Origin of the sequence: Burkholderia sp. MS389 (assembly GCF_016899425.1) — a bacterium.
Taxonomy (GTDB): domain Bacteria; phylum Pseudomonadota; class Gammaproteobacteria; order Burkholderiales; family Burkholderiaceae; genus Burkholderia; species Burkholderia sola.
This window is the reverse complement of record NZ_CP045994.1, coordinates 874,570-901,537: the sequence shown is the minus strand read 5'-3', so window position 1 is coordinate 901,537 and position 26,968 is coordinate 874,570. Positions and strand designations below refer to the sequence as shown.

22 protein-coding genes are annotated in these 26,968 nt (G+C 69.1%); 10 read left to right on the top strand and 12 right to left on the bottom strand.

All coding sequences use genetic code 11. The features are described from left to right. Positions 1–191 precede the first annotated feature (191 nt). Positions 192–2,282, bottom strand: coding sequence for a D-(-)-3-hydroxybutyrate oligomer hydrolase (locus tag GJG85_RS04155; protein WP_050011704.1), 2,091 nt, complete (start codon positions 2,280–2,282; stop codon positions 192–194). 138 nt (positions 2,283–2,420) lie between these two features. Continuing rightward, positions 2,421–2,786 (bottom strand): BON domain-containing protein, encoded by a 366-nt coding sequence (locus GJG85_RS04150; protein ID WP_050011705.1) that lies wholly within the window; start codon positions 2,784–2,786, stop codon positions 2,421–2,423. Between the two features lie 432 nt (positions 2,787–3,218). On the opposite strand from GJG85_RS04150, the gene GJG85_RS04145 reads away from it, so the two are divergent. From GJG85_RS04145 to GJG85_RS04135, 3 genes are all read left to right on the top strand, one after another. Continuing rightward, a complete protein-coding gene (locus GJG85_RS04145) occupies positions 3,219–4,661 on the top strand; it encodes a TAXI family TRAP transporter solute-binding subunit (protein WP_124555691.1) in 1,443 nt (480 codons plus the stop codon). Positions 4,662–4,755: 94 nt separating this feature from the next. After that, entirely contained in the window at positions 4,756–5,394 is a 639-nt protein-coding gene (locus tag GJG85_RS04140; RefSeq protein WP_050011707.1) for a 2-hydroxychromene-2-carboxylate isomerase, read from the top strand. Between the two features lie 81 nt (positions 5,395–5,475). Next, the gene (locus GJG85_RS04135) at positions 5,476–6,423 is read left to right on the top strand and encodes a LysR family transcriptional regulator (protein WP_050011708.1); all 948 of its coding nucleotides are present in this window, start codon (positions 5,476–5,478) and stop codon (positions 6,421–6,423) included. 45 nt (positions 6,424–6,468) lie between these two features. On the opposite strand, the gene GJG85_RS04130 is transcribed toward GJG85_RS04135, so the two are convergent. The 4 genes from GJG85_RS04130 to xdhA form a co-directional block, all read right to left on the bottom strand. After that, positions 6,469–6,870 (bottom strand): nuclear transport factor 2 family protein, encoded by a 402-nt coding sequence (locus tag GJG85_RS04130; protein ID WP_089488199.1) that lies wholly within the window; start codon positions 6,868–6,870, stop codon positions 6,469–6,471. Between the two features lie 113 nt (positions 6,871–6,983). Beyond that, positions 6,984–7,652: a xanthine dehydrogenase accessory protein XdhC gene (xdhC, locus tag GJG85_RS04125; RefSeq protein ID WP_176015552.1), complete on the bottom strand. Its 669-nt coding sequence runs from the start codon at positions 7,650–7,652 to the stop codon at positions 6,984–6,986. 69 nt (positions 7,653–7,721) lie between these two features. After that, positions 7,722–10,085: a xanthine dehydrogenase molybdopterin binding subunit gene (gene xdhB, locus GJG85_RS04120; RefSeq protein WP_050011711.1), complete on the bottom strand. Its 2,364-nt coding sequence runs from the start codon at positions 10,083–10,085 to the stop codon at positions 7,722–7,724. 18 nt (positions 10,086–10,103) lie between these two features. Then, the gene (gene xdhA / locus GJG85_RS04115) at positions 10,104–11,675 is read right to left on the bottom strand and encodes a xanthine dehydrogenase small subunit (protein ID WP_204383685.1); all 1,572 of its coding nucleotides are present in this window, start codon (positions 11,673–11,675) and stop codon (positions 10,104–10,106) included. Between the two features lie 333 nt (positions 11,676–12,008). Between xdhA and GJG85_RS04110 the strand changes: the two genes are divergently transcribed. Next, positions 12,009–13,223: an MFS transporter gene (locus tag GJG85_RS04110; protein ID WP_050011713.1), complete on the top strand. Its 1,215-nt coding sequence runs from the start codon at positions 12,009–12,011 to the stop codon at positions 13,221–13,223. Positions 13,224–13,265: 42 nt separating this feature from the next. Here the strand turns inward: GJG85_RS04110 and GJG85_RS04105 are convergent, their stop codons facing one another. From GJG85_RS04105 to GJG85_RS04095, 3 genes are all read right to left on the bottom strand, one after another. After that, complete coding sequence (locus tag GJG85_RS04105) at positions 13,266–13,817, bottom strand: RES family NAD+ phosphorylase (protein ID WP_239468925.1); 552 nt, start codon at positions 13,815–13,817, stop codon at positions 13,266–13,268. A gap of 51 nt (positions 13,818–13,868) precedes the next feature. Further along, complete coding sequence (locus GJG85_RS04100; protein WP_235356148.1) at positions 13,869–14,522, bottom strand: hypothetical protein; 654 nt, start codon at positions 14,520–14,522, stop codon at positions 13,869–13,871. 122 nt (positions 14,523–14,644) lie between these two features. After that, positions 14,645–15,535, bottom strand: coding sequence for an EamA family transporter (locus GJG85_RS04095; protein WP_050011715.1), 891 nt, complete (start codon positions 15,533–15,535; stop codon positions 14,645–14,647). Positions 15,536–15,669: 134 nt separating this feature from the next. Between GJG85_RS04095 and GJG85_RS04090 the strand changes: the two genes are divergently transcribed. Then, positions 15,670–16,605 carry an AraC family transcriptional regulator gene (locus GJG85_RS04090; protein WP_050011716.1) on the top strand — a complete coding sequence of 312 codons (936 nt, stop codon included), beginning with the start codon at positions 15,670–15,672 and terminating at the stop codon, positions 16,603–16,605. Between the two features lie 36 nt (positions 16,606–16,641). Here GJG85_RS04090 and GJG85_RS04085 read toward each other — a convergent pair whose 3' ends face one another. Beyond that, positions 16,642–17,853: an alanine--glyoxylate aminotransferase family protein gene (locus GJG85_RS04085; protein WP_050011717.1), complete on the bottom strand. Its 1,212-nt coding sequence runs from the start codon at positions 17,851–17,853 to the stop codon at positions 16,642–16,644. Between the two features lie 746 nt (positions 17,854–18,599). Between GJG85_RS04085 and GJG85_RS04080 the strand changes: the two genes are divergently transcribed. The 5 genes from GJG85_RS04080 (at position 18,600) to GJG85_RS04060 (ending at position 24,168) form a co-directional block, all read left to right on the top strand. Continuing rightward, entirely contained in the window at positions 18,600–19,583 is a 984-nt protein-coding gene (locus GJG85_RS04080) for a LysR family transcriptional regulator (protein WP_050011718.1), read from the top strand. Between the two features lie 30 nt (positions 19,584–19,613). Further along, positions 19,614–20,612 carry a 2-hydroxyacid dehydrogenase gene (locus GJG85_RS04075; RefSeq protein WP_050011719.1) on the top strand — a complete coding sequence of 333 codons (999 nt, stop codon included), beginning with the start codon at positions 19,614–19,616 and terminating at the stop codon, positions 20,610–20,612. Between the two features lie 172 nt (positions 20,613–20,784). Beyond that, positions 20,785–21,522 carry a 5,6-dimethylbenzimidazole synthase gene (gene bluB / locus GJG85_RS04070; RefSeq protein WP_204383684.1) on the top strand — a complete coding sequence of 246 codons (738 nt, stop codon included), beginning with the start codon at positions 20,785–20,787 and terminating at the stop codon, positions 21,520–21,522. Positions 21,523–21,744: 222 nt separating this feature from the next. Beyond that, positions 21,745–22,914: an MFS transporter gene (locus tag GJG85_RS04065; RefSeq protein ID WP_050011721.1), complete on the top strand. Its 1,170-nt coding sequence runs from the start codon at positions 21,745–21,747 to the stop codon at positions 22,912–22,914. A 93-nt stretch (positions 22,915–23,007) separates the two neighbouring features. Next, complete coding sequence (locus GJG85_RS04060) at positions 23,008–24,168, top strand: MFS transporter (protein ID WP_050011722.1); 1,161 nt, start codon at positions 23,008–23,010, stop codon at positions 24,166–24,168. A gap of 161 nt (positions 24,169–24,329) precedes the next feature. On the opposite strand, the gene fahA is transcribed toward GJG85_RS04060, so the two are convergent. Together fahA and hmgA are read right to left on the bottom strand one after the other, a co-directional pair. Next, on the bottom strand, positions 24,330–25,634 hold the full coding sequence (fahA, locus tag GJG85_RS04055; RefSeq protein ID WP_050011723.1) for a fumarylacetoacetase: 1,305 nt from the start codon (positions 25,632–25,634) through the stop codon (positions 24,330–24,332). Continuing rightward, positions 25,631–26,965, bottom strand: a complete 1,335-nt coding sequence (gene hmgA / locus GJG85_RS04050) for a homogentisate 1,2-dioxygenase (RefSeq protein WP_050011724.1) — start codon at positions 26,963–26,965, stop codon at positions 25,631–25,633. The genes fahA and hmgA overlap by 4 nt, the downstream gene beginning before the upstream one ends. Positions 26,966–26,968 lie beyond the last annotated feature (3 nt).

The window sequence follows — 26,968 nt, the reverse complement described above, 5'->3', positions numbered from 1 at the left end:
GCTCGCAATCCGATTTATTAAATTAAGTGAAAATACCGGCGCATAATAGGTTCCGGATTTATCGCCGTAAAGTAAGAATTTGTTACAGCGCTCGCCATTCCGATAAAAGGCAGTCCGGGACCGATTCCAGAAACGCCCATAAAAAAAGCCGGACGGCTGTCCGGCTTGCTGGAGGCGCGTGACGGGCGCCGTCAGAGCGGCACGTCGATCGTGCCGACGCCGACGGAAATCGCGTTCGCGCCCGGCGCGGCCGAGATCGGCGGCAGGTTCGCGCTCGTCAGCGCGGGCGCGGCGCCCGGCGTGCCGCCGCGCGGCACCGTGCGGATCACCTGCGACGGCGGCAGCGGCGCGCCGTTCTTCAGGCGCTTCCACATCAGGTTCAGCGCCTGCACGTTGTAGTAGTGAACCGGCACGAAGCGCGTGTCGAAGCCCGGCACCGACAGGAACGCGTCGAAGTGCTGGCCGTTCGTCACTTCGTAGAACACCAGCTGGCTGCGCCCGGCTTCGCTGATGCCGTTCTGCGCGACGTACGCGCGCGACGCGTGGTTCACGGGCACGAGCGCGTCGCTGCGGCCTTGCACGATGATCGCCGGCTTGCCGTGCAGGTTCGCGTTCACGCGCACCGCGTCGACGTTCGCGGGCATCCCGAGCATCCCGTTCGTCCACAGCTGGCGCAGGCACAGCGCGCCCGCGAAGCTCGCATCGGGCGTCGCGAGCCGGTGGTCGACGCCCGCGCCGTTGTTGAACACGAGATTGATGCCGGCCGTCGGCGGCACGCCGTTGCCGATGCCGAACACGGCCGGCATCGGCGACGCGGCGGGCGCCGCGACCGCGCCCGTCGCCGCGTTCGTCGTCGCGAAGCTGAAGTTGCACAGGTTGTCGGTGACGCGCGAGCGCGTGTACGCGTTCGCATAGGTGACCGCGATCGCGGGAATCGCCTGCGAATCCCACATCGCCGCCTGCAACAGGTCGGAATCGGCCAGATAGCCGGCCGCATGGAGCTGCGCGAGCGCGTCGGCCGCCTGGCTCTGCGTGTCGGCGCCCGCCACCAGCCCGGCCGCGGCGAGCGTTGCGCAGCGCTGCGTGCGGATCGACTGCGTGGTCGCGGACGGCAGCGCGCTCAGGTACGGCGCGCCGGCGAGCGACGCCGACGCGGCCGCGCACGGTTCCAGCAGGTTCGCGAGCGTCGCGTAATCGGCCAGCGGCCGGCCGAACGACGGCGCCGGCTGGCCGCCCGTCCGGACGACCGCATTCGGCGCCATCCGCACGTTGATTTGCGGCTCGCCGACCACGACCGCGGTAATCCAGCCGCGGCTGTCCTGCTCGGCCGCCGCGAGCGACGCGCCGCCGCCGTTGCTGACCGACGCGGCGATCGTCGTGATGTCGCCCGCGCGATAGCGCACGGCGTGATGCGTGCCGTCGATCAGCGGGCCGAACTGCTCGTTGAGCGCCCAGTATGCGAATTCGACCGCCTGCAGCGTCACGCGCCCCCAGTCCTGTTCCGGATTCTGTTGCGAATGCGCGTGCTTGAACGCATAGCGGTTCGGGAAGCGGCCGTTGAACGCGGCGAGATCGCCGCTCGTCACGTTCGCGGTGAACAGGCTCGCGGTGCCGGCCAGCACCGCGTCGGCGAGCGTGCCGTCGATCAGCGTGACGGCGTCGGAACCGAGTTCGTGCGCGCCGTTGCCGCCGCCCTTGTCGTTGTAGGCGACCGCGCAGCCGCGCTTGAGCGCCCATTCGCCGGCCGCGGAAATCGCGCCGTACACGCCGCGCGAGCCGGACGACGTCGCGGTGACGATGCAGGGCTGCGCGGGATTGAAGCTGGCAGGCACCTGCACGAGCAGCGTCACGTTCTTGGCGCCGCTGCCGTCGTCGGCATACGCGAGATATTCGGTGCCGGGGATCTTGCCTTCACCGAGCGTGTCGTTGCCGTCGAGGTCGACGTTCGGCCCCCAGAAGCGGCCGTAGCCGCCGTTCGCGCTCATGTCGACGAGCGCGCGGTAGTTCGACCAGATCGCGAGGCGGCGCAATTCGGCGCTCGTCGGCCGCGACGGGTTAGCGAAGCCCGGCGCGGTCGCCGCCGCGAGGCCCGTCTTGCCGAGGCCGGCCGTCAGCAGGTCGTCGCTCGCGCCGTCGTAGGCCGTCGTGCGCACGCTGCCGGACACGAAGCCGGGCAACCGGTTGCGCTCGGCCGACTCGTCGCCGTTGCAGGCGCCGAGCATCGCGACCGCGGCCAGCGCCGCCCCCCACACCACCCGCTTGCCCCACCCGAACTTCGTCATCGCCGCCCCCTCGATATCGTTATCGGTCCGTCGCCGCGCCGCGCGCGGCTGTCGGCCCCCTGAAGCGCAAACGGGCCCCGGCATGCCGGGGCCCGCCTGAAACGGGCGCGCGCGGCGCTCGCGCGCCGCCGCCCGGCGTTACTGCTGCTGAACCGTCAGCTTGTTCGTGACCGACGTCACACCGCTCACGCCCTTCGCCGCCTCTTCCGCCTTGTCGATCTGAGCCTGGTCGGGCACCGTGCCCTCCAGCGTGATCGCGCCGCCCTTCGAGCGCACGACGAGGTTCGCCACGTCGATGCCGCCTGCCTTCGTAATGGCCTTGCGCACCGCATAGCCGAGCTTGCGGTTCGCCTTCTTCGCGGTTTTCGCGGCGGCTTTCGGCGCGCTCGTCGCGGCCGCCGGCGCTTCCGTTGCCGCTGCGTCGCTCGACTGCGCATATACGCTGCCCGACAGACAGGCCGCCACGGCGGCGACGCCCAACGCTCTCAACACGATCGACTTCATGCTATCTCCTTATCACTCCGGAACGGCCGTGCACAGTACGGCCGGATACCCCCAAAAACAGCCGGCCCGCGCGCGAACGGGCGGGACAGCCGGTGTTTTCCACGGCGATACGAGAGAGGCGTCACGGGCCGGCGGCCGGCGCACGCAAAAGCGGGCCGGTCGGGCCGGGCAGCCGCCGGCCGGACGCGCCCGGCCTCATGACGTGCCGGGTCGCGCGCGAATCGGGCGCGGCTGCGTCGCACAATGTAATCCAGCGCCCGCCGAAGCGCAAAGCTTTTGACGCCGGGATGCCCGCCGCCGTCGCGGTGCCGCGGTGCAATACCGCCCCGACTCGCGCAGGCGCAGGGAAACCGGGTACCATCGCCGCGAGAATCCGCATCGTCCCGCGACGACCGTCACCGATGCGTCACGCCAGCGTCATCCGCCGATCCCATGAAGCCTGCCCGTCCCCGCCCGCCGCGCCGCATCCTCGCCCGCTTCGTCGCCGTGTCGTGGCGCGACCTCGCGCTGTCGATCGGCCCGACCGTGCTGCTCGCCGGCGCGGCCGTCTGGCTCGCGGTCAAGCTGATCCAGCCGGCGCCGCCGTCCACGCTCGTGATCTCGGCCGGGCCGCCCGGCAGCACGTACTGGAACGCCGCGCAGAAATACAAGACGATCCTCGCGAAAAACGGCGTCACGCTCGACGTTCAATCGTCCGAAGGTTCCGCGCAGAACCTCGCGCGGCTGTCGAACCCGAACGCGCCGGTCGACGTCGGCTTCGTGCAGAGCGGCATCGGCCCGAAGGAGCGCGACGAGCATCTGGTGTCGCTCGGCAGCATCGGCTACGTGCCGCTCGCGATCATGTACCGCGGCCCGGTCGTCGCGCGCCTGTCCGATTTCAAGGGCAAGCGGCTCGCGCTCGGCGCCGAAGGCAGCGGCGCGCGCGAACTGAGCCTCGCGCTGCTGAAGATGAACGGCATCGTGCCGGGCGGCCCGACCGAGTTGCTGCCGACCGCCGGCGAGGACGCCGCGACCGCGCTGCTCGACGGCAAGATCGACGCCGCGTTCCTGTCCGGCGACTCGACGCAGATCCCGGTGATGGCAAAGCTGTTCCGCGCGCCCGGCGTGCACGTATATTCGTTCACGCAGGCCGAGGCGTACGCGCGGCGCTTTCCGTATCTGACCGCAATCACGCTGCCGATGGGCGTCTACGATCTCGGCCGCAACCTGCCGCCGGCCGACATCCACACGGTCGCGCCGACGATCGAACTCGTCGCGCGCGACTCGCTGCACCCGGCGCTGTCCGACCTGCTGATCGAGGCCGCGCGCGAAGTGCACGGCCACGCGACGATCCTGCAGCACGCGGGCGAATTCCCGTCGTCCGTCACGCGCGGCTTTCCGCTGTCCGACGACGCCGCCCGCTACTACAAGTCGGGCAAGAGCTTCCTGTACCGGCGGCTGCCGTTCTGGGTCGCGAGCCTCGTCGACCGGCTGCTGGTCGTGGTCGTGCCGCTGATCGTCGTGCTGATCCCCGGGCTGCGGCTCGTGCCGTCGCTGTACGGCTGGCGCGTGCGCTCGCGCATCTACCGCTGGTACGGCGCGCTGATCGCGCTCGAGCGCCGCGCGCTCGGCGAACATACGGCCGAGGAGCGCGTGCAGTTGCTCGACGAGCTCGACGACATCGAGGAAGCCGTGAACCGGATGAAGATGCCGCTCGCGTACGCCGGGCAGTTCTACGTGCTGCGCGAGCACATCGGCTTCGTGCGCGAACGGCTCACCGCGCACGACCAGGATGCGCCGGCGGGCCCGCCCGGCGCCGGCAATTCGCCGGCGCGCGCGGAAACCGGCCCGCCGCCGGCCGGCGATGGCCCCCGGGCGACTCCCGGTTCCGCGTGAGCGAACGATCCGCGATCATTGCTGCATGCGCGCGCTGCCGCGTAACATGGAGGCCGCCGCCAGGCGCCGCACGCCCCCCCTTCTGGAGAACGACATGACAACCGGCCTCGATACCGCCCAACCCGCCTGGTTCTTCGACTTCGTGTCGCCGTTCTCGTATCTGCTGCTCGAGCAGCACGACAAATGGCCGGACGTGCCGTTCAACCCCGTCGCCGTATCGCTGCCCGACCTGCAGCGCCACTGGGGCCAGCGCCCGAGCGCCGACGTGCCGGCCAAGCGCGTGTTCACGTACCGTCACGCGCTGTTTCGCGCGGAACAGCTCGGCATCCGCTTCAAGATGCCGCCCGCGCATCCATTCGATTCCGACAAGGTGCTGCGCCTCGCGATCGCGCTGCGCGCCGATATCGTGACGGTGCTGGAAATGTTCCGCTTCGTCTGGCGAGAAGGCAACGATCCATCGACGCCGGACGGCTTCGCGGCGCTGTGCGAACGCGTCGGCGTGAGCCACGGCGACGAGCTGATCGAATTCGAGGAAACCGCCGCGCAGCTGGCCCGCAACACGGCCGATGCGATCGCGCTCGGCGTGTTCGGCGTGCCCACCTTCTGGATGAACAAGCAGCTGTTCTGGGGCGAGGACGCGCTGCCGATGGTGCTGTACTGCGCGCGCACGCCGAACTGGCTCGAATCGCGCGAGGTCAAGCGGATCAGCACGCTGCCGAAGGGCCGCGCGTGATGGGGTGCGTGATGGCCGGTATCACGCACGGCAACGCGCGGCTGCGGTAAGGTTACGCGTCCCCCGAATCACCCCCCACCAATGGACGACGACGACCGTACCGCCTCGCTCGACATCTGGCTCGTGCGCGTATTGCGCACGCTGTTGCTCGAGCGCAGCGTCACGCAGGCCGCGCTGCGGCTGAACCAGACCCAGCCCGCGATCAGCACCGCGCTGCGCAAGCTGCGCGAGACGCTGAACGACCCGATCCTCGTGCGCGGCAAATCCGGCATGGTGCCGACCGAATACGGCGCGTCGCTGCTCGAAGCCGCGTCGCGTGCGCTGCGCGAGGTCGACTTCATCGCGACGCCGCACGGCGACTTCGATCCGTCGTCCGCGCGGCGCACATTCCGCGTCGCCGCACCCGACTACCTGAACGATTTCTTCATGCCGACGCTGATCGAGCGCTTTCGCGACGCGGCGCCGCATGCGCATCTGGAAATCGATTCGCTGAATCCCGCGCTCGACCACGCGGGCGCGCTCCAATCGGGTGCGCTCGATCTCGTGATCGGCAACTGGCCGAAGCCCGACCCGCAGTTCGCGCGCCAGGACCTGTTCTCCGACACGATCGTGTGCCTGATGCGCGACGCGCATCCGCTCGCCCGCGAACCGCTCACGCGCGACGCGTATGCGTCGGCCGCGCACGTCGCGCCGACGCCGTACACCGGCGACAAGCGCAACGCGATCGAGATCGGCCTCGCGCGCGCACGCCTCACGCGGCGCATCGTGACGACGCTGCCGTATTTCGGGATCGTGCCGCAGGTGCTGCTGCAGTCGGACCTGATCTTCACGACGACGCGCCGCTTCGCGACGCACTATGCGCAACTGCTGCCGCTCGTCGTCGTCACGCCGCCCGTGCCGTTCCCGCGCATCAAGAGCTACCTGCTCACGCACCCGCAACCCGATCGGCCGACCGACATCGCGTGGCTGTGCGCGCTGATGCAGAGCGTGTCCGACGAACTGACGGTCGCCCGCACGCGCAAGCGCTGACGCGCGGCCAAAGCGCGGCGCGAAGTGGTCAGGCAGCGCGGCCGCTCAGGCCGTGCAGAAGGTTTCCTGCAGATGAGTCCAGCGCACGACGCCCGCCGCGTCGCGCGCGAACACGGCGGTCGCGCGGCGCGCCGGCAGTTCGCCCGCTGCCGCATGCTGCGTTTCGAGATAGGTGATCACCGCATGCGCTGCATCGGCCGCGAGCACGCGGATCTCCGACAGCGCGATGTGCAGCCCCGGCTTCGCGCCGGCCAGCGTCGCGAACAGCGCGCGCATGCCGTCATGGTCGACCACGCGGCCGTCGGTCAGGATCATCGTGAAGTCGACGGAAAACGCGGCGAGCAGCGCATCGAGCGCCGCCGGCGCGGTATCGACGCCGGACAGCCAGCGCTCGATGGCGACGAGGCTCGCATCGAGCGCGTCGAGATAGACGGAGTGATCGGACATGGGGCGTGCACGGTGACGTGAAGCGCGGCCCGCTGCCGCGCGTTGTCGTGCAGTGTAGGCAAAAACGCGCGGTCGTGCGCCAGCCGCGCGGCATGACCGTTTTACCGCGCGTTTTAGCGCGCGCAGGACAGGTCGTCGCGTGCGCGCCCGGCCGCGGCCGCCTTCGCATTGGCCACCGGCATGCCCGAGCGGGCCTGCAGCAGCTCCGCGCAGACGGCCACCGCGATCGCGCCCGGTGCCTTGTCGACGATGCCCGCGACGCCGATCGGGCACACCATCTCGACGAGCCGCGCCGGATCGACGCCGCGCGCGGCGAGCCGGCGCTCGAACTTCACGCGCTTGGTGCGCGAGCCGATCATCCCGAAGTACGCGTAGTCGCGCCGCCGCATGATCTGCGCGGCGAGCGCGAAGTCGAGCGCGTGGTTGTGCGTCATCACGAGGAAGTACGCGCCGGGCGGCGCCGCGTCGACGACGGCCTCCGGCGTGTCGGTCGGCTCCGGCTGCACGTTCGGCGGACATTCGTCCGGGAACAGCTCGTCGCGCGTGTCGACCCACTGCACGACGCACGGCAGCGCGCCGAGCAGCGTGACGAGCGCGTGGCCGACGTGCCCCGCGCCGAACAGCACGATGTGCATCGGCGGCGGTGCTGCGGTCACGCGGTTGCGCTGGCCGGAGCCGGGCGCGAACGGCTGTCGTTGCGACGACGCGCTGCCGCACGCGCCGTCGCATCCGGCGGCGGACGCCTGCGACGCGGCACGCGGCGAACGAGCGGGGCCGTTCATGCCGGCCTCCGTCGGGTCGTGCCGCCGTGAGCGAGCAACGAACGAAGCAAGCGCAAAGAGCGTTTCATCTCAACCTGCCCGGCTCGCGCTCGCCGCACGCACCGCGCCGATCGCGCGCAGGATCGACTCGCCCGTGGCCGGCGCGTCGAGCGGCGGATTCACCTGGTAGTCGCCGACCGCGGCCACCGCATCGCGCACCGCGAAGAACACCGAGAACGGCAGCAGCAGCGGCGGCTCGCCGACGGCCTTCGAGCGGTGGATGCTGTCCTCGACGTTGCGGTTCTGGAACAGCCGCACGTTGAACTCGGGCGGCGTGTCGTTCACCGTCGGGATCTTGTACGTGGACGGCGCATGCGTCATCAGCTTGCCGCCCGCGTTCCACCACAGCTCCTCGGTCGTCAACCAGCCCATCCCCTGGATGAACGCGCCTTCGACCTGGCCGATGTCGAGCGCCGGGTTCAGCGACGCGCCGACGTCGTGCAGCGCATCGACGCGCAGCGTGCGCATCTCGCCCGTCAGCGTGTCGACCACGACTTCCGACACGGCCGCGCCGTACGAGTAGTAGTAGAACGGCCGGCCCTGCAGCTTCGATTGATCCCAGTGCAGCTTCGGCGTCGCATAAAACCCGTCGGACCACAGCTGCACGCGCGCAAGATACGCCTTCGCGACCACCTCGCCGAACGGCACGCCATGGCCGCCGACCCACACGACGTCGTTGCCGAACTTCACGTCGGCCGCCTCGACGTTGCCGTCGCCGAACTGCTTCGCCGCGAACGCCGCGAGCCGCTCGCGCAACTGGCGCGCCGCGTCCTGCGCGGCCTTGCCGTTCAGGTCGGAGCCCGTCGACGCGGCGGTCGCGGACGTGTTCGCGACCTTGCTCGTGTCGGTCGCGGTCACGCGGATCCGGCCGAAGCGGATGCCGAGTTCGTGCGCGACGACCTGCGCGACCTTCGTGTTGAGCCCCTGCCCCATCTCCGTGCCGCCGTGGTTCACGAGCACCGAGCCGTCGGTGTAGATGTGCACGAGCGCGCCGGCCTGGTTGAAGTGCGTGACGTTGAACGCGATGCCGAATTTCACCGGCGTGAGCGCGATGCCTTTCTTCAGCACCGTGTTGCGGGCGTTGAAGGCGCGCACGCCCGCGCGCCGCGCGCGATAGTCGCTCGTCGTCTCGAGTTCGCCGAGCAATTCGTGCAGCACGTTGTCCTCGACGGTCTGCCCGTACGGCGTCACGTTCCGTTCGGTCTTGCCGTACAGGTTCGCGTAGCGGACGTCGAGCGGATCGCGGCCAAGCGAACGCGCGATGTCGTCGAGGATGGTTTCGATCGCGAACGCGCCCTGCGGGCCGCCGAAGCCGCGGAACGCGGTGTTCGACTGCGTGTTGGTCTTGCCGCAGTAGCCGGCGATGTCGACGTCGCCGAGCCAGTACGCGTTGTCGAAGTGGCACACCGCGCGCGTCATCACCGGGCCCGACAGGTCGGCCGAGAAGCCGCAGCGCGACGTCATGTCGAGCGCGACGCCGTCGATGCGACCGTCGTCGTCGTAGCCGACGTCGAAGCGGTAATGGAAGTCGTGCCGCTTGCCGGTGATCATCATGTCGTCGTCGCGGTCCGGACGCAGCTTCACCGGGCACAGCAGCTTCCATGCGGCGAGCGCCGCGCAGCACGCGAACAGGCCTGACTGCGACTCCTTGCCGCCGAAGCCGCCGCCCATCCGGCGACATTCGACCAGCACGTTGTGCGACGCGACGCCGAGCACGTGCGCGACCAGGTGCTGCATCTCGCTCGGGTGCTGCGTCGAGCAGTACACGTGCATCCCGTCGTCGTCCTTCGGCACCGCGTACGCGATCTGCCCTTCCAGGTAGAACTGCTCCTGGCCGCCAAGCAGCATCTCGCCCGACTCGCGGTGCGGCGCGGCGGCGAGCCGCGCGGCCGCGTCGCCGCGCGCGAGCTTCAGCGGCGGGATCACGTAGGTTTCGGCCTTGCGCGCTTCCTGCGCGGTCAGGATCGCGGGCAGTTCCTCGTAGTCGACCTGCGCGCGCCGCGCGGCGAGCCGCGCGGTTTCATGCGACGTCGCGACGACGATGAACATCGGCTGGCCGACGAACTGCACGATGCCGTTCGCGAGCACCGGATCGTCGTGGATGATCGGGCCGCAATCGTTGACGCCCGGGATGTCGTCGGCCGTGAACACGGCGACCACGCCCGGCGTCGCGCGCACCGCGTCGAAGTTCATCGACACGATCTTCGCGTGCGGCTTCGCGGACAACCCGAGCGCCGCGTGCAGCGTGCCGGCGACGAGCGGGATGTCGTCGGTATAGGTCGCGCGGCCGCTCACGTGCAGGTGGGCGGATTCGTGCGCACGCGACACGTGCACCTGCGCGGCGTCGGCCTGCGGGTCGAGGGTGCTCAGGAACGGTTCTGCTTGCTGATTCATGTTCGGTGTTCTCCGTCGTCAGACGCGTGCCGCGTCGTCGGCAACTTCAGCGCCTGCTTCGGCGGCCACTTCGCGCACGTTCAGCGCCTGCGGCGGCAGCGGGTCGTGCGGGCGCGTCTCCAGCCAGAATCGGAACATCAGGTTCTTCGCGGCATCGAGGCGATACGTGCTGGTTGCGCGCATGTCGGACAGCGGCTGGTAGTCGCGCTCGAGCGCCTGCATCGCGGCCTGCGCGGTGGCTTCGTGCCACTGCGCGCCGTCGAGCACGGCTTCCGTATGGGCAGCGCGCTTCGGCGTCGCGGCCATCCCGCCGAACGCGATGCGCGGCTCGCGGATCCTGTCGCCGTCCGCGATGAACGCGAACGCCGCGCACACGGCCGAGATGTCCGAATCGAACCGCTTCGACAGCTTGTACGTGCGGAACTGCAGCTTTGCACGGGCGCCGGTGCGGGTCGGCACCTTCACGCCGACGACGAATTCGTGCGGCGCCAGGTCCTTTTGTTGATAACCGGTGTACAGCGCCTCGAGCGGCAGCTCGCGCACCGTGTCGCCGCCGCGCAGCACGACGCGTGCGCCGAGCGCGATCAGGCCCGGCATCGAATCGCCGATCGGCGAGCCGTTCGCGACGTTGCCGCCGAGCGTGCCCGCGTTGCGGATCGGCAGCGACGCGAAGCGCTTCCACATCTCGGTCAGTTCCGGATAGGTTCCGGCGAGCGCCGCATAGGCCTTTTCGACCGTCACGCCCGCGCCGATCCCGATCCAGTCGTCGCCGTGCACGACCTGCTGCAGTTCGGCGATCTGGCCGACGTAGATCAGGTCGTCGAGGCGGCGCATCTGCTTGGTGACCCACAGGCCGATGTCGGTGCTGCCCGCGAGAATGCGCGCGTCGGGACGCTCGGCCTTCAGCGCGGCCAGCGCGTCGAGCGTGCGCGGCGCCGCGAAGCGCGCGCCGTTGACCGTCGCGTAGTCGAACGTGTCGTCGCGCTTGAGCGATGCGAGCGTGCGGGCGAGCGCGGCCGTGTCGACCGGCGCGGCCGGCTGCGGCGCGGCTTCGCCGGTCGCATCGAACATCCGCACCGCCGCATCGACGATCGGGCGATAGCCGGTACAGCGGCACAGGTTGCCCGTCAGCGCATCGGCGATCTCGGTGCGCGTCGGCACGTCCTTCGCCTTCGCGCACGCACTGCCGCAGCCTTCGTGGCCGTGCTTCTCGTACAGCGCCCACATCGACATCACGAAGCCGGGCGTGCAGAAGCCGCACTGCGACCCGTGGCAATCGACCATCGCCTGCTGCACCGGGTGCAGCGAACCGTCCGGCCGGCGCAGGTCCTCGACCGTGAGCAGCGCCTTGCCGTCGAGCGTCGGCAGGAACTGGATGCATGCGTTGACGGCCTTGAACTCGACCGCGCCGGCGTCGGTCAGCTCGCCGACGACGACCGTGCACGCGCCGCAGTCGCCTTCCGCACAGCCTTCCTTGGTGCCGGTGCAATGCGCGTCCTCGCGCAGGTATTGCAGCACGGTGCGGGTCACGTCCGCGCCGCTGACTTCGCGGATCGCGTGACGATGGTAGAAGCGGATCGGCTCACTCATGTCTCGGTGTTTCTTCAAATGGGGGGCAAGGCGGCCTGCGCGGAGCGCTCGACCGACGTTTTTCCGACAGTTTGCACGCTATCACCGTCAAATTCCGCAACCCATAGCCCATCACGCATGCGGCTCATATAACTGCCGCGATATGCGCGCCCGGCCGGCTGACGCCCTTGCCGGACGGGGCGCTCCGTCCGTCCCTGCCCCCGTGACCGGCGGTCCTCTCTACGAACGGGGCGCAGTTAACTAAACGGTACCTGCGGGAAAACCGGTTCCATGGGAAAATCCCGATTCCCTTTTCCGCCGTTTTCCGTCCGCTCCGCCATTCGTTCCGACCCCATGTCATCCGATTCCGCCACACCGCCGCGCAGCGGGTTTGCGGTCACGCTGCAAATCGTGTCCGTCGTCTGCTTCACGTTCATCTGCTACCTGACCATCGGCCTGCCGCTCGCGGTGCTGCCCGGCTTCGTCCACGACGACCTCGGCTTTTCCGCGATCGTCGCGGGCGGGGCGATCAGCGTCCAGTATTTCGCGACGCTCGCGTCGCGGCCGCTCGCCGGGCGCCTCGCCGATACGCTCGGGCCGAAGCAGACGGTGCTGCGCGGGCTGGTCGGCTGCGGCGTGTCGGGCGTGCTGCTGCTGGTCGCGCTGCTGCTCGCGCACTGGCCGGTCGCGAGCCTCGTGCTGCTGGTCGCGAGCCGGCTCGTGCTCGGCGTCGGCGAAAGCCTGTGCGGCACCGGCGCGATCCTGTGGGGCATCGGCCGGGTCGGCGTCGCGCACAACGCGAAGGTGATCTCGTGGAACGGCATCGCGACCTACGGCGCGCTCGCGCTCGGCGCGCCGGTCGGCGTCGCGATCGCGCATACGCTGAATCCGGCACTGATCGGCGTGATCGTGATCGCGCTGGCCGCGCTCGGCTTCACCCTCGCTCGCCCGATCGCGCCGGTGCCGCTCGTGCACGGCGAACGGATGTCGTATGCGAGCGTGTTCACGCGCGTGCTGCCGCACGGCCTCGGCCTCGCGCTCGGTTCGGCCGGCTTCGGCTCGATCGCGACGTTCGTCACGCTGTACTACGCGGCGCGCCACTGGCCGAACGCCGCGCTGTCGCTGACCGTGTTCGGCACGCTGTTCATCGGCGCGCGCTTGCTGTTCGCGAACACGATCAAGACCTACGGCGGCTTCCGCGTCGCGATCGTGTCGTTCGCGTTCGAATCCGCGGGCCTTTTGCTGCTGTGGCTCGCGCCGGTGCCGCACGTCGCGCTCGTCGGCGCCGCGCTGACGGGCTTCGGCTTCGCGCTGATCTTCCCGGCGCTCGGCGTCGAGGCCGTCGCGCTGGTGCCGCCCGCGAGCCGCGGCGCGGCGCTGTCCGCGTATTCGGTGTTCCTCGACCTGTCGCTCGGCATCACCGGCCCGCTCGCCGGCTATGTGGCCGGTGCGTTCGGCTATCCGCAGGTGTTCCTGTTCGCGGCGGTGGCCGCGGCCGCGGGCGTCGCGCTGTCGATGGTGCTGTACCAGCGGCAGGCGCGCGTGGCGGGGAGCGGCGCGGCGGCGTGAGAGGGATGCGCGCGTTGGCGCGTGGGTCACGCGCCACACGCGTCAACGCAGCAGTACGTTGAAGTCCCGCAATACGCGGGCCGCATCGGGATGACGCCTGAACGGAACGGCGCGCCCGAGCGAGAGCTTCGGTTCGGCACGATCGAACAGCACGAGCGCTTCCGACGTGTTGAGATGGCGCGACATGTATAAAAACCCGTCGACGCGACGGGGATGCCGGTGGACGGCAAGCGACCACTGTTGCGGAACGTCGTACGGTGCGATGGTCGACAACGCGCCGTCACCCCCGAGATTCTTCAGTGGCAAGCCGTGCAGGACGGCGACGGTCAGCGGCGCGCCGCCAAACGAAAGGACGTAGCGATCGAGTTCGGTCGTCACGAGCGGGAAACCGCCCAGCGCCAGATCGGCGACTTCGTCGTGCAGCACCGTCTCGGCGAATGCGCAATGCAGATCGAAGCCGAAATAGCTGGTGCCGTACCGCCGTCGCTTGCGTGGATCGTCGAAGCGGTTGCCGCCCGACTTGCCGAAGTACGGCTCGCCCGTCGCGAATCGCGAGATGCGCAGCAGCGCCGTCGGCGCAACTTCGCGAGTCACCAGTGTCGCGCTCGCGAAATGTGCTCCTGGCGCCGTCAGCAAACGGGCCGCCTAGCGCTCGGCGAACGCCGTGGCGGCGCGCTCGACTTCACCCACCTTCCCGCGCGACAGCGCGACGAGCGGCGTGACGTTGCCCAGCGATGCCTTCGGCGTCGTGAAGAACTGCCATTTGCTCCATCCCGGCAAACCGCCCAGACATTGGGTCACCCGGCCCAACGTCTTCCGATCGATATCTCCCGCCAGGTAGAAGGCCGGGTAGTACTGTGCGGCGCCGACATCGACCGTGAAGATCCGGCCGGACGCCACGGCCTTGCTGAGCGCCTGCCGCGTCATGCCGAGGCCGGCCCATGTCTGCGCGGCGGGCAGCAGCTTGCCGTCGGCGACCAGCATGCGCCGTTCGGCCTGCACCTGCCGCTCCGGATCGGCGGCGGCGACTGCCGCCGCCCGCTTCTTCCCGCGGGCCGGCCTGTCGCGCGTCGCCGCAGCGGCGATGCCGAACGTGATCGTGCCGGCCAGATCGATGACCTGCGCGATGCCGACCTTGAACAGGTGCCCCAATTGCTCGTCGGACAGGCTGAGCAGCGCCCGCGCGCGATCGGGGCCGAGCATGGTCGCCGCGCCGACGGCGCTGCGCAGCGCTTCCTCCGTCTCGACATCAAGAACGACGGCCGTTCCTTCCAGCGTATGAGCCCGCGCAATCATCATCACCTCCCGTCACTACCGGAATGATCGAGCGTAGCCTTGAATCGAAACAAAGTCAACCGTGTCAACCAAATCAACCGTTCGCCGGTTTCCTCGATCGCGGGTTCGCGCAGCCGCGAACGCCGTCACGCCGTCCGCAGAAACAACCGCCGCGTGAGGTCGAACGCGACGAGATTGCCGGCCACCACGAGCAGCAGCCCGATCACCGCGAGGGGCGACCACTGGTAGCCCTCGAACACCGTCGACACGGCCAGCGCGACGATCGGGAACAGCACCGTGCAGTACGCGGCGCGCTCCGGCCCGATCCGGCCGACGAGCGTCAGGTACGCGGTGAAACCGATCACCGAGCCCGGCACGGCGAGGTACGCGAGCGCGCCGAGATAGCGCGGGCTCGTGTCGAGCGTGAACGGCATCCCGGCCACCGCGGCGCCGACGGTCAGGATCGCCGCGCCGATCAGCATCGCCCAGCCGTTGGTCGCGAGCGGGTGCAGCCCCATCGACTGCATCCGGCTCGACAGCAGGTTGCCTGCCGAGAAGCACATCGTGCCGGCGAACGCGATCGCGAGCCCCGTCCACGTCGCGTGGTCGTCGAGATGGCCAGCCATCTGCTGCCAGAACAGGCACGCGATGCCGGTCAGGCCGAGCAGCGCGCCGGCGATCGCCGACGGCCGCAGCGGGCGGCCCATGAACAGCCGGCCGTTGATCGAGTTCAGCAGCGGCGCGGTCGAGAAGATCACCGCGACGAGCCCGCTCGGCACGACCTGCTCCGCATAGTAGAAACACAGGAAATTCAGGCAGAACAGCGCGAAGCCCTGCGCGACGAGAAAGCGCCACGCTTCGCGCGGGGGGCGCACCGGGCGGCGCATCACGCGCAGCAGCGCGAACAGCACGGCGGCCGCGAGCCAGAAGCGCCACGCGATCGACACGGGCGGCGGCACCGAGCCGAGCTGCCACTTGATCGCGATCCAGGTGGTGCCCCAGATCAGCACGGTGACGAAATAAAGCGACAGGTTCATGGCGGCGTTCCTGACAATCGGGTGAATCGGGATCCCGACTATGCCGTCGCCCCGCGCGCGCCGATTGTCCGGAATTGCGGTCTTTTTCGGGACGCCGCACGCGGCGCCGCGCGCCCGCTTATACTCGGCCCATCATGAGTCTCTCCCTCTGCGCCCCGCCCGTCGACCGCACCACCGCCCTGGCTGGCGGCGATCTGCCGTTCGGCCTGCAGTCGGTGTGCCGCACGCTCGCCGACGCGAACGCGACGCTCGAGCGCTTCGCGTGGCTCGGCGACCACCTCGCGATCGCCGAATGGACGCGGATCACCGACGAAAGCGAGACGGTCTACGAGCAGCCCGGCCACCACACGCTGTCGTGCTACCTCGACGGCGGCTACCGGACCGAGCGCCAGCGCGTGCCGCGCTACGGCGCGCCGAGCCTGCTGTGCGCGTTGCCGGGTGACCACGAATCGCGCTGGTGGGTGCGCGGCGAAATGCATTTCATCCACCTGTATTTCCTGCCCGAGCACTTCACGCAGCGCGCGATCCGCGAGCTCGATCGCGAACCGCGCGAGCTGAAGCTCGCCGATCGCACCTATTTCGAGGATGCGCGCGTCGCGGCGCTGCTGCGCTCGCTCGCGCTCGACGGCTGGGACGATGCGGACGACCGGCTGCGCGTGAACGAGACCGCGCACGACGTGCTGAGCCTGCTGCTGCGCGGGCAGAGCACGACGCGCACCGACACGTCGTTCCGCGGCGGGCTCGCGCCGGCCGTGCGCCGCCGCGTGCGCGACTACATCGACACGTATCTCACGCAGCCGCTGACGCTCGGCGAACTCGCCGAGGTTGCCGCGCTGTCCGAATACCATTTCTCGCGGATGTTCCGGCTGTCGTTCGGCCGCGCGCCGCACGCATGGGTGGCCGAGCAACGGCTTGCCCGCGCCCGCGAGCTGCTGCGCACGACGGCGCTGCCGCTCGCGCAGATCGCGGCCGACTGCGGCTACGCGAACGCCGGCCACTTCAGCCATCGCTTTCGCGACGCGCACGGCACGACGCCGAATACGTACCGGCGCGCGATGCAGGGCCGCTGAGCGCGGCCCGCTTCCTCGTTTCCTCGCTGCTCCCGCTTACGCGCCGCGCCGCGACAGTTCCTGTTCGAGCGCCGCGACGCCGGCCGGCAGGTCGACCGGCACCTTCAGGTCGACCATCGTGCGGCCGAACGCATGCAGCGTGCGGAACAGGTTGTGTTCGCGGCACTGCTCGCCCATCTGCCCGATCCGCACGATCGGCAAGCCGAACGAGCCGGAGATCTCGACCTGGTACTGCTTCGAGATATGGCCGCAGACCATCCCGGGCGTGAGCCCCTCGGGCGTCTCGATCCCGACCACCGAATTGAGCCGGCAGTCCTTCGGCGCATAGAGCTTGAGCCCCATCGATTCGACGCCCGCCTGCAGCGCCAGCGAGCAGCGCAGGTGGCGCGCGAAGCGGCTTTCGAGCGTCTCCGCGCAGACGAGCCGCAGCGCCTCGTGCAGCGCGAGCACGCCCGACACGGGCGCCGTGTAGTGATAGCCGGCGTTGTGCCAGAAGTTCTCCGCGAGCGCCATGTCGAGGCACCAGTGCGCGTTCGGCTCGGGGCGATGCTTCATGCGGTCCCACGCGGCATCGGAGAACGCGATCAGCGACACGCCGGGGATCGACGACAGCCCCTTCTGGCCGCCGGTGATCACCGCGTCGATGCCCCACGCATCCATCTCGAGCGGCATCGTCGACAGCGTGCACACCGCGTCGACGACCACCAGCGCGCCGGCCGCCTTCGCGAGCGCGGCGATGTCGCGCAGGTCGCGGTTCCAGACGGTGTTCGACGTCTCGCCCTGCACGATCGTGACGATTTCGGGCTGCTCGCGGGCGATCGCGTCGGCGATCTCGTCGAGGCTCGCGACCGCGCGGTCGGCCACTTCGAGCGTCGCGACGTCGGCGCCGACGCGCGTGGCCATCTCGGCCATCCGCGCGCTGAAGAAGCCGTTGCGGATCGACAGCACGCGCGTGCCGCGCCAGGCGAGGTTCGAGATCGCCATTTCCATCGCGGCCGAGCCCGGGCCCGCGACGCCGAGCACCCACTTCGTGCGGGTCTGGAACACGTAGCGCGCCATCTCCTTCACCTGCTCGATGATCTTCGCCATCGTCGCGCCGAGGTGGTTGATCACGATCGTGTTCGCCTTGGCCACCGCGGCCGGGATCGGCACCGGGCCGGCTCCCATCATCAGCAGCGGTTCTTCGGGCAGGATCGCGTCGAGCGGCACGACGACGGGACAGGGAATCGGCGAATAATCGATGGACATGGCTGGAAAAGGATGAGGAAAGGAAGTGCCCGGACGCCCGTAGCACGGCGCGGCCAACTCATCGATCATTCCGTGTTCCGCCGCCTCGCGCAAGAGGCGCGCACGTCCGGACAGCGCGACGGTGGCCCGGTCGCCGGACCGGGCCAGCCGGCCGCACACCGCGCCCGCGATGGCTGGCCGGATTGAAAAGGGATTGCCTGCCGGCCGCGAAACGGTTCCACTCGGGGTTCCGAACGCACGATTTTCTCCGCCAATATCGAGATGATTCGTCGAAAACGGCAGTTCAGCCTCATTCGCGGATGGAACGAAATGTACCGACCACCTGATACAAATCGCGGAACGAATGCGATACACAAAATCCGAACGTGGAAAAAACATCCACTATTGCAGCATGTATTGGGGAACGACGCCGAAAGCGCTGCGCCACGGGCTGCCAAATTTCTCCCAACATACTGATTAAAAAAGATATTTTTCAAGAAACCGCGCATACTCCAATACCATGCCGGTTTTGCCGCCCCGCGCTTGCTGCATTGCAGCGTTAAACGGGTACTCGCGATTTCGATTTTACGCAAGCCGCCCGTTTTCTCAGGTTGACGGATATCTGTTCTTTATTGAACAATCATCTGCGGAATCGAAAATTCTATTTTCGAGACGAGGGAGAGCTGGGGCCGCGCGATGCGCTTTCGACGTTGCGCGGCGATAAATCACAACCAAAATCAATCAACCGGGCCAGAAATACGCAAGCCATGAACCAGATTCAGACCATGCGTGTATTCGTCTGCGTCGCCGAGCAGCAAAGCTTCCGGCGCGCGGCGCACCATCTCGGCGTGTCCAATGCGCTCGTCACGCGTTCGATCGCGATGCTCGAGGGCCACCTGAACACACGGCTGATCCATCGCACCACGCGCAACCTGTCGCTTACCGAGGCCGGCGTACGCTACCTCGACGGTTGCCGTGCGTTGCTCGAGGAATTCGACCACCTCGAATCGTCCGTCGCGCATGCCGTGCGCGAACCGGCCGGCACGCTGCGCGTCGTCGCGTCGGGGCTGCTGTCGCCGCTCGCGCTGACGCCGCTCGTCAGCAGCTTCCGGCACCGCTACCCGGAGCTGCGCGTGCAGCTGACCGTCGCCGAAGGGCCGCTCGACGTGCTCGATTCGGGCTACGACGTCGGCATCGTCACGGGCACCCGGCTCGACGGCAACCCGTCGCTGATCGGCCATGCGCTCGCGCCGAACCCGTTCGTCGCGTGCGCGGCGCCCGCGTATCTCGACCGCCGCGGCGAGCCGCGCGTGCCCGACGACCTGCCGGGCCACGACTGGGTCACGCTCGCGGCGCACCAGCACGCGCCGACGTGGCAACTCGTCGGTCACGACGGCGTCGCCCATACGGTCACGGTGCGCCCGGCCTGCACGGTCAATCAGCTCGCGCTCGTGCAGGCGGCGGCCGTGGCCGGTGCCGGCATCGCGGTGCTGCCCGAGCCGTGCGTGGCCGACGCGCTCAACCACGGCACGCTCGTGCGGCTGATGGCCGGCTACCGGATCGACGATCCCGACGCGCAGTTGTCGCTCGTCTATCCGAACCGCCAGTACGTGCCGGCCCGGACGCGCAGCTTCGTCGAGCACGCGCTCGAGCACTTCGGCGCGCCGGCCGCCCGCGGGCAGACGGACTACGACTTCCTGCGGCCGGTGCGCGGCCCCGAACGCTCCGACATCGTCACGGGCCTGCAGTAAACTGCGCGCGTCAGCCATCGGAGGTGCAGCGTGCGCGTGATCCTGTTCAGCAGCCGGCAGTACGACGACGATTCGTTCACCGCCGCCAACCGGCAGTTCGGCTATCGGCTGCACTTCCAGCCGTCGCACCTCGACGCGGAAACGGCGATCCTCGCGCACGGCTATGACGTCGTCTGCCCGTTCGTCAACGACACCGTCGACGCGGCCGTGCTCGAACGGCTCGCCGACGGCGGCACGCGGCTGATCGCGCTGCGCTCGGCGGGCTTCAACCACGTCGACCTCGCCGCCGCCGAACGGCTCGGCATCACGGTCGTGCGCGTGCCCGCGTATTCGCCGCACGCGGTGGCCGAGCACGCGGTCGCGCTGATCCTCGCGCTCAACCGCCGCCTGCCGCGCGCGGTCGCGCGCACGCGCGAAGGCGATTTCTCGCTGAACGGCCTGCTCGGCTTCGACCTCCACGGCAAGACCGTCGGCGTGATCGGCACCGGCATCATCGGCAGCGTGTTCGCGAAGATCATGATGGGCTTCGGGATGCACGTGCTCGCGCACTCGGTGCCGCCGTACGACGACGAGCTGATCGCGTTCGGCGCGCGCTACGTCGAACTCGACGAGCTGCTGCATCACGCCGACATCGTCAGCCTGCATTGCCCGCTGCTGCCGTCGACGCACCACCTGATCAACGAACGCACGCTCGCGCGGATGAAGCACGGCGCGATGCTGATCAACACGGGGCGCGGCGGCCTCGTCGATGCGCAGGCGCTGATCGACGCGCTCAAGAGCGGCCAGCTCGGCCATCTCGGGCTGGACGTGTACGAGGAGGAAAGCGGGCTGTTCTTCGAGGATCACTCGGACCTGCCGCTGCAGGACGACGTGCTCGCGCGCCTGCTGACGTTCCCGAACGTGATCGTCACGTCGCACCAGGCGTTCTTCACGCGCGAGGCGCTGGCCGAGATCGCGCACACGACGCTGCTGAACATCGAGGCGTGGCATGCGCGGACGCCGCAGAACGTCGTAATTGCAAATCGCTGAAAAACCGCCCATTTGAGGGCTTGCGGCGCATTCGCAATCGTTTGCTTACGCCTCGCGCCGCGAAGCGCACTCACCTTCGTCCACAATTCAGCGCATTGTTTCGGTTGAAGTAACGTTTCGAGCGCGCGGTCTGCTATCGTTGCGCCGACGTCCTTCCCTGCCTTGTCCGCTCATGCGTTTCGCCGACTCCGACCTCGCCGCTGTCTACCGCGCCATCTTCGAACGGCGCGACATGCGTCACTTCACGCCGGCGCCCGTCGATCCGGCCGTGCTCGCGCGGCTGCTGCGCGCGGCGCACCACGCGCCGAGCGTGGGCTTCATGCAGCCGTGGCGCTTCATCCGCATCACCGATCCCGCCTTGCGCACCGCCATTCATGCGCTGGTCGACGCCGAGCGCCGCGCGACCGCCGACGCACTCGGCGAGCGCCAGGACGAATTCATGCGGCTGAAGGTCGAAGGTGTGCGCGAATGCGGCGAGTTGCTGGTCGTCGCGCTCGCCGACGGCCGCGAACGCCACGTGTTCGGCCGCCGCACGCTGCCGGAGATGGATCTGGCCTCCGCCGCGTGCGCGATCCAGAACATGTGGCTCGCGGCGCGCGCCGAAGGGCTCGGGATGGGCTGGGTGTCGTTGTTCGACGTCGATGCGCTGCGCACGCTGCTGCGGATGCCCGACGGCGCGAAGCCGATCGCCGTGCTCTGCGTCGGGCACGTCGACGCGTTCTACGCGAAGCCGATGCTCGAAGAAGAACGCTGGGCCGCGCGGATGCCGATCGAAGCATGCCTGTTCGAGAACGGCTGGGACGAGCCGGCGGCGATCGACGGGGCCGGATCGGCGGCGGCGCCAGTCGAGACTGAAAAGAAAAAACCATCGGATGCGATGGCCGACGGGTCGCCCGAACGCATCGCCTGATCCACATTCGGCCGCAGCCGTCGCCTCGCTGCTGAATCGCCGTCGATCCCACACTGTGAGCACCCTGCGCGCCGCCCCGTCGCACGCCGGCAACACCCATTTTGGCCCCAAGCATCAGGGTTTTCACTGAAGTAGAATCGCGGCTGACTCTCGCCTCATCGACCGCCCGTCCCGCGCATCCCGCGCCCGGCTCGAGCGGCATCCTTTCCCGAGCCTACCGCGATGCCCCTGCCTCTTTTCGCCCTTGCCGTCGCCGCATTTGGAATCGGTACCACCGAATTCGTGATCATGGGGCTGCTGCCCAATGTCGCGCGCGACCTCGGCGTGTCGATCCCGGCCGCCGGGATGCTCGTGTCGGGCTACGCGCTCGGCGTGACGATCGGCGCGCCGATCCTCGCGATCGTCACCGCGAAGATGCCGCGCAAGCGTGCGCTGATGGGGCTGATCGGACTGTTCATCGCCGGCAACCTGTTCTGCGCGATCGCGCCCGGCTACGCGGTGCTGATGGCCGCGCGCGTCGTCACCGCGTTTTGCCACGGGGCGTTCTTCGGCATCGGTTCGGTGGTCGCGAGCAACCTCGTCGCGCCGAACCGCCGCGCGCAGGCGATCGCGCTGATGTTCACCGGCCTCACGCTCGCGAACGTGCTCGGCGTGCCGCTCGGCACCGCGCTCGGCCAGGCGTTCGGCTGGCGCGCGACGTTCTGGGCCGTCACCGGCATCGGCATCGCCGCGGCCGCCGTGCTCGCGGTGTGCCTGCCGAAAAACCTCGCGATGCCCGACACCAGCATCACGCGCGAATTCAGCGTGCTGAAGCACCCGCAGGTGCTGATGGTGCTCGGCATCAGCGTGCTCGCGTCCGCGAGCCTGTTCAGCGTGTTCACGTACATCGCGCCGATCCTCGAGGACGTGACCGGCTTCTCGCCGCATCAGGTCACCTACGTGCTGCTGCTGTTCGGACTCGGCCTGACGGTCGGCGGCACGCTCGGCGGCAAGCTCGCCGACTGGCGCCGGATGCCGTCGCTGATCGCGACGCTCGCGCTGATCGGCATCGTCCTCGCGCTGTTCGCCGGCACGATGCATCTGCCGTTCGCCGCGCTCGCGACGGTTTTCGTGTGGGGCATCCTCGCGTTCGCGATCGTGCCGCCGCTGCAGATCATGATCGTCGATCGCGCGAGCGACGCGCCGAACCTCGCGTCGACGCTGAACCAGGGCGCGTTCAACCTCGGCAACGCGACCGGCGCATGGCTCGGCGGGATGGCGATCGGCTCCGGCGTGTCGCTCGTGAGCCTGCCGTGGGTCGGCGTCGCGATGGCCGTCGCGGCGCTCGCGCTCACGCTGTGGTCGGCGTCGCTCGAACGCCGGCCGGTGGTCGTGCCGACCGAATACGTGTGACGCAACCCTGCTGAGATCGTTGCGGACACAACGCCATCCGAACCTGACGGCCTTCATGGACCTTTCACCGGTCGCGGTGTAGCATCGCGGCCGATGAAAGCCATTCTCAATCGCGATTTCCTCGCGCTGATCCTGAGCGTCGCGGTCGTCGGCCTCGGCACCGGCGCCACACTGCCGCTCACCGCACTTGCACTGACCGAAGCCGGGCACGGCACCCACGTCGTCGGCATGCTGACCGCCGCGCAGGCCCTCGGCGGCCTCGCGGTCGTCCCGTTCGTCACCGCGCTCGCGCGGCACATCGGTGCGCGCCGCGCGATCGTCGTGTCGGTCGTGCTGCTCGCGGCCGCCACCGCGCTGATGCAGTTCACGTCGAACCTGATCCTGTGGGGCGTGCTGCGCGTGCTGTGCGGCGCCGCGCTGATGCTGCTGTTCACGATCGGCGAAGCGTGGGTCAACCAGCTCGCCGAGGATTCGACGCGCGGCCGCGTGGTCGCGATCTACGCGACCAATTTCACGCTGTTCCAGATGGCCGGCCCCGTGCTCGTCAGCCAGATCGCCGGCGCGACGAGCCTCCGCTTCGCGCTGTGCGGCGCGCTGTTCCTGCTTGCGCTGCCGACGCTCGCGACGATCCGCCGTGCGCCGCTCGCCGGCGACGACGCGCATCACGAAGCGCACGGCCGCTGGCTCGACGTGCTGCCGCGCATGCCCGCGCTGATCATCGGCACCGGCTTCTTCGCGCTGTTCGACACGCTCGCGCTGTCGCTGCTGCCGCTCTATGCGATGGATCACGGCGTCGCGAGCGCGACCGCCGTGCTGCTCGCGTCGATCATGCTGTTCGGCGATACCGCGATGCAGTTCCCGATTGGCTGGCTCGCGGACAAGCTCGGCCGCGAACGCGTGCACCTCGGCGCGGGCTGGATCGTGCTGGCCGGCCTGCCGCTACTGCCGTTCGTGATCGCGAATCCGTGGCTGTGCTGGCCGCTGCTGTTCGTGCTCGGCGCGGCGGCCGGCAGCATCTACACGCTGTCGCTCGTCGCGTGCGGCGAGCGTTTCCGCGGGGCGGCGCTCGTCACCGCGAGCTCGCTCGTGTCGGCGTCGTGGAGCGCCGCGAGCTTCGGCGGCCCGCTGGTGGCCGGCGCGTTGATGGAGCAACTGGGCAGCAACGCGCTGGTCGGCGTGCTGGTCGCGTGCGTGGCCGCGTTCGTTGCGGCCGCGTTGTGGGAGGGACGCGCAGCGGTGCAGCGCGCGGTCTGATGCAAATTGGCGTTGGCGTTGGCGCGCAGCACCATGCACCGATACGCCTCGGCCCGCTCGTGCCCGTCCCGCGGTCAACGAAAAACGGCCCGCGCAACGCGGGCCGCCCTGTCCTTCCGGACGACGCGTAGCCTACACGTAACGTCCGGCGCTGCGATCCGTCACGCGCCGCGCGCCGGCAAAATCCTGCCTACACACGCGCCGAAGCCGACGCGATAGCCGTCGCCCTGGCACCAGCCGGCGAGCGTAAGCTCATCGCCGTCCTCGATGAACGTGCGGCTGCCGCCGCCGTTCAGCGCGACCGGCTCCTTGCCGTTCCACGTCAGTTCGAGCAGGCTGCCGAACGAATCCTTGGTCGGCCCGCTGATCGTGCCCGAACCCATCAGGTCACCCACGCGCGTGTTGCAGCCGGCGACCGTGTGATGCGCAAGCTGCTGCGCCATCGTCCAGTACATGTGCCTGAAGTTCGTGCGGCAGATCGACGTCGCGTCGGCCGCGCCCTCCGCCCGCAGCGTCACTTCCAGCGCGATATCGAACGCATGCTTGCCCGCATGCCGCAAATACGCGAGCGGCTGCGGCGACTGCTCCGGCTGCGCGACGCGGAACGGTTCGAGCGCGTCGAGCGTGACGATCCACGGCGAGATCGTCGTCGCGAACCCCTTCGAGTTGAACGGGCCGAGCGGCACGTATTCCCACTGCTGAATGTCGCGCGCGCTCCAGTCGTTCAGCAGCACCATCCCGAAGATATGCGCTTCCGCGTCCTCGCACGCGATCGGCTCGCCGAGCGCGTTGTTCTTGCCGACGATGAAGCCCGTTTCCAGTTCGATGTCGAGCTTGCGGCACGCGCCGAACACCGGACGCTCCTGGTCGGGCAGCTTCAGTTGCCCGTTCGGGCGCCGCACCGGCGTGCCGCTCACGACCACCGACGACGCGCGGCCGTTGTAGCCGATCGGCATCTCCGACCAGTTCGGCAGCAGCGCGTTCTTCGGATCGCGGAACATCGAGCCGACGTTGGTCGCATGCTCCTTCGACGAATAGAAATCGGTGTAGCCGGGGATGTCGACCGGCAGATGCAGCGTCGCGTCGCGCTGCGCGACGAGCACCTGCGCGCGCAGCGCCGCATCGTCACGCAGCGTCGCGTTGTCGCGCGAGAACAGCGCCGACAGCTGCACGCGCACGCTGCGCCACGCGTCGCGGCCGAGCGCGATGAACGCGTTGAGCGTCGGCGCGGCAAATACATCGGCGCCGGCCGGCAGCGTCACGAGGCCCGCACGCGCGAGCGCCGCGAGATCGACGATCTGGTCGCCGAGCGCGACGCCCGCACGGCGCGCGCCCTGCTTCGCATCGCTGAAGATCCCGAACGGCAGGTTCTGGATCGGGAAATCGCAGGCGGGATCGTTCGCGGTATCGATCCAGCTCTTGCGAGCCGGGTCGAGCGTCGCGCGCCAGTCTTGGGTATCGCTCACTTTTGCTCCGGATTGAAGTGTTTCTTGATGCCTTGCCAGCATTCGAAGTAGTCGGCCTGCAGCTGCGCGGTGTCGAGCGCGTAGCGCGTCGGCCGGATCAGCGTGCGGGTTTCGAACATGAACGCCATCGTCGCGTCGACCTTGTGCGGCTTCGTCGTGTCGCTCGCCGACGCCTTCTCGAACGTGTCCGCATCGGGCCCGTGGCCCGACATGCAGTTGTGCAGGCTCGCGCCGCCCGGCACGAAGCCCTCGGCCTTCGCGTCGTACGCGCCGTGCACGAGCCCCATGAACTCGCTCGCGACGTTGCGGTGGAACCAGGGCGGGCGGAACGTATCCTCGGCCGCGAGCCAGCGCGGCGGGAAGATCACGAAATCGATCGTGTCGACGCCCGGCGTGTCGCTCTGTGACTGCAGCACGAGGAAGATCGACGGATCGGGATGGTCGAAGCTGATCGAGCCGATCGTGTTGAACAGGCGCAGGTCGTATTTATACGGCGCGTAGTTGCCGTGCCACGCGACGACGTCGAGCGGCGAATGGCCGATGTCCGCGCGCCACAACCGGCCGTTCAGCTTCGCGATCAACTCGAACGCGCCTTCGCGATCCTCGTACGCGGCCTGCGGCGTCAGGAAGTCGCGCGGGTTCGCGAGCCCGTTCGAGCCGATCGGGCCGAGATCCGGGAGGCGCAGCAGCGCGCCGAAGTTTTCGCAGATGTAGCCGCGCGCGTCGCCATCCGGCAGCGCGACGGCAAAACGCACGCCGCGCGGAATCACCGCGATCTCGAACGGCTCGACGTCGAGCCGGCCGAACTCGGTCGCGATGAAGAGCCGCCCCTGCTGCGGCACGATCAGCAGCTCGCCGTCCGCGCTGTAGAAGAAGCGGTCCTGCATCGACCGGTTGGCCGCATACAGGTGGATCGCGCAGCCGTTCATCGCCGCGGCCGACCCGTTGCCGGCCATCGTCACGAGGCCATCGACGAAATCGGTCGGCTCGACCGGCATCGGCAGCGGATCCCAGCGCAGCTGGTTTGGCGGCGTCGGCGGCACGTCGGTCGAATCGCCGAATTCCGACACGAGCCGCTGCGTGCCCGCGTACGGCTCGAACGGTCGGTGCACGGCGGCCGGACGGACCCGGTACAGCCACGAACGGCGGTTGTGGCCGCGCGGCGCGGTGAACGCGGTGCCCGACAGTTGCTCCGCGTACAGCCCGTACGGCGCGCGCTGCGGCGAGTTGCGGCCGTGCGGCAGCGCGCCGGGCAGCGCCTCGGTCGCGAATTCGTTCGCGAAACCGCTCAGGTAGCCGGCGGTCGCCGGTTTCGACAGGTCAAGCGTCATCGT

Coding starts and splice junctions, on each gene's coding strand:
- GJG85_RS04145 (WP_124555691.1), top strand. CDS start 3,219: ATGAAGCCTGCCCGTCCCCGCCCGCCGCGCCGCATCCTCGCCCGCTTC.
- GJG85_RS04135 (WP_050011708.1), top strand. CDS start 5,476: ATGGACGACGACGACCGTACCGCCTCGCTCGACATCTGGCTCGTGCGC.
- GJG85_RS04060 (WP_050011722.1), top strand. CDS start 23,008: ATGAAAGCCATTCTCAATCGCGATTTCCTCGCGCTGATCCTGAGCGTC.
- GJG85_RS04090 (WP_050011716.1), top strand. CDS start 15,670: ATGAGTCTCTCCCTCTGCGCCCCGCCCGTCGACCGCACCACCGCCCTG.
- GJG85_RS04095 (WP_050011715.1), bottom strand. CDS start 15,535: ATGAACCTGTCGCTTTATTTCGTCACCGTGCTGATCTGGGGCACCACC.
- hmgA (WP_050011724.1), bottom strand. CDS start 26,965: ATGACGCTTGACCTGTCGAAACCGGCGACCGCCGGCTACCTGAGCGGT.
- xdhC (WP_176015552.1), bottom strand. CDS start 7,652: ATGAACGGCCCCGCTCGTTCGCCGCGTGCCGCGTCGCAGGCGTCCGCC.
- GJG85_RS04140 (WP_050011707.1), top strand. CDS start 4,756: ATGACAACCGGCCTCGATACCGCCCAACCCGCCTGGTTCTTCGACTTC.
- xdhB (WP_050011711.1), bottom strand. CDS start 10,085: ATGAATCAGCAAGCAGAACCGTTCCTGAGCACCCTCGACCCGCAGGCC.
- GJG85_RS04150 (WP_050011705.1), bottom strand. CDS start 2,786: ATGAAGTCGATCGTGTTGAGAGCGTTGGGCGTCGCCGCCGTGGCGGCC.
- GJG85_RS04100 (WP_235356148.1), bottom strand. CDS start 14,522: ATGATGATTGCGCGGGCTCATACGCTGGAAGGAACGGCCGTCGTTCTT.
- GJG85_RS04065 (WP_050011721.1), top strand. CDS start 21,745: ATGCCCCTGCCTCTTTTCGCCCTTGCCGTCGCCGCATTTGGAATCGGT.
- GJG85_RS04080 (WP_050011718.1), top strand. CDS start 18,600: ATGAACCAGATTCAGACCATGCGTGTATTCGTCTGCGTCGCCGAGCAG.
- GJG85_RS04130 (WP_089488199.1), bottom strand. CDS start 6,870: ATGTCCGATCACTCCGTCTATCTCGACGCGCTCGATGCGAGCCTCGTC.
- GJG85_RS04110 (WP_050011713.1), top strand. CDS start 12,009: ATGTCATCCGATTCCGCCACACCGCCGCGCAGCGGGTTTGCGGTCACG.
- bluB (WP_204383684.1), top strand. CDS start 20,785: ATGCGTTTCGCCGACTCCGACCTCGCCGCTGTCTACCGCGCCATCTTC.
- xdhA (WP_204383685.1), bottom strand. CDS start 11,675: ATGAGTGAGCCGATCCGCTTCTACCATCGTCACGCGATCCGCGAAGTC.
- GJG85_RS04155 (WP_050011704.1), bottom strand. CDS start 2,282: ATGACGAAGTTCGGGTGGGGCAAGCGGGTGGTGTGGGGGGCGGCGCTG.
- GJG85_RS04085 (WP_050011717.1), bottom strand. CDS start 17,853: ATGTCCATCGATTATTCGCCGATTCCCTGTCCCGTCGTCGTGCCGCTC.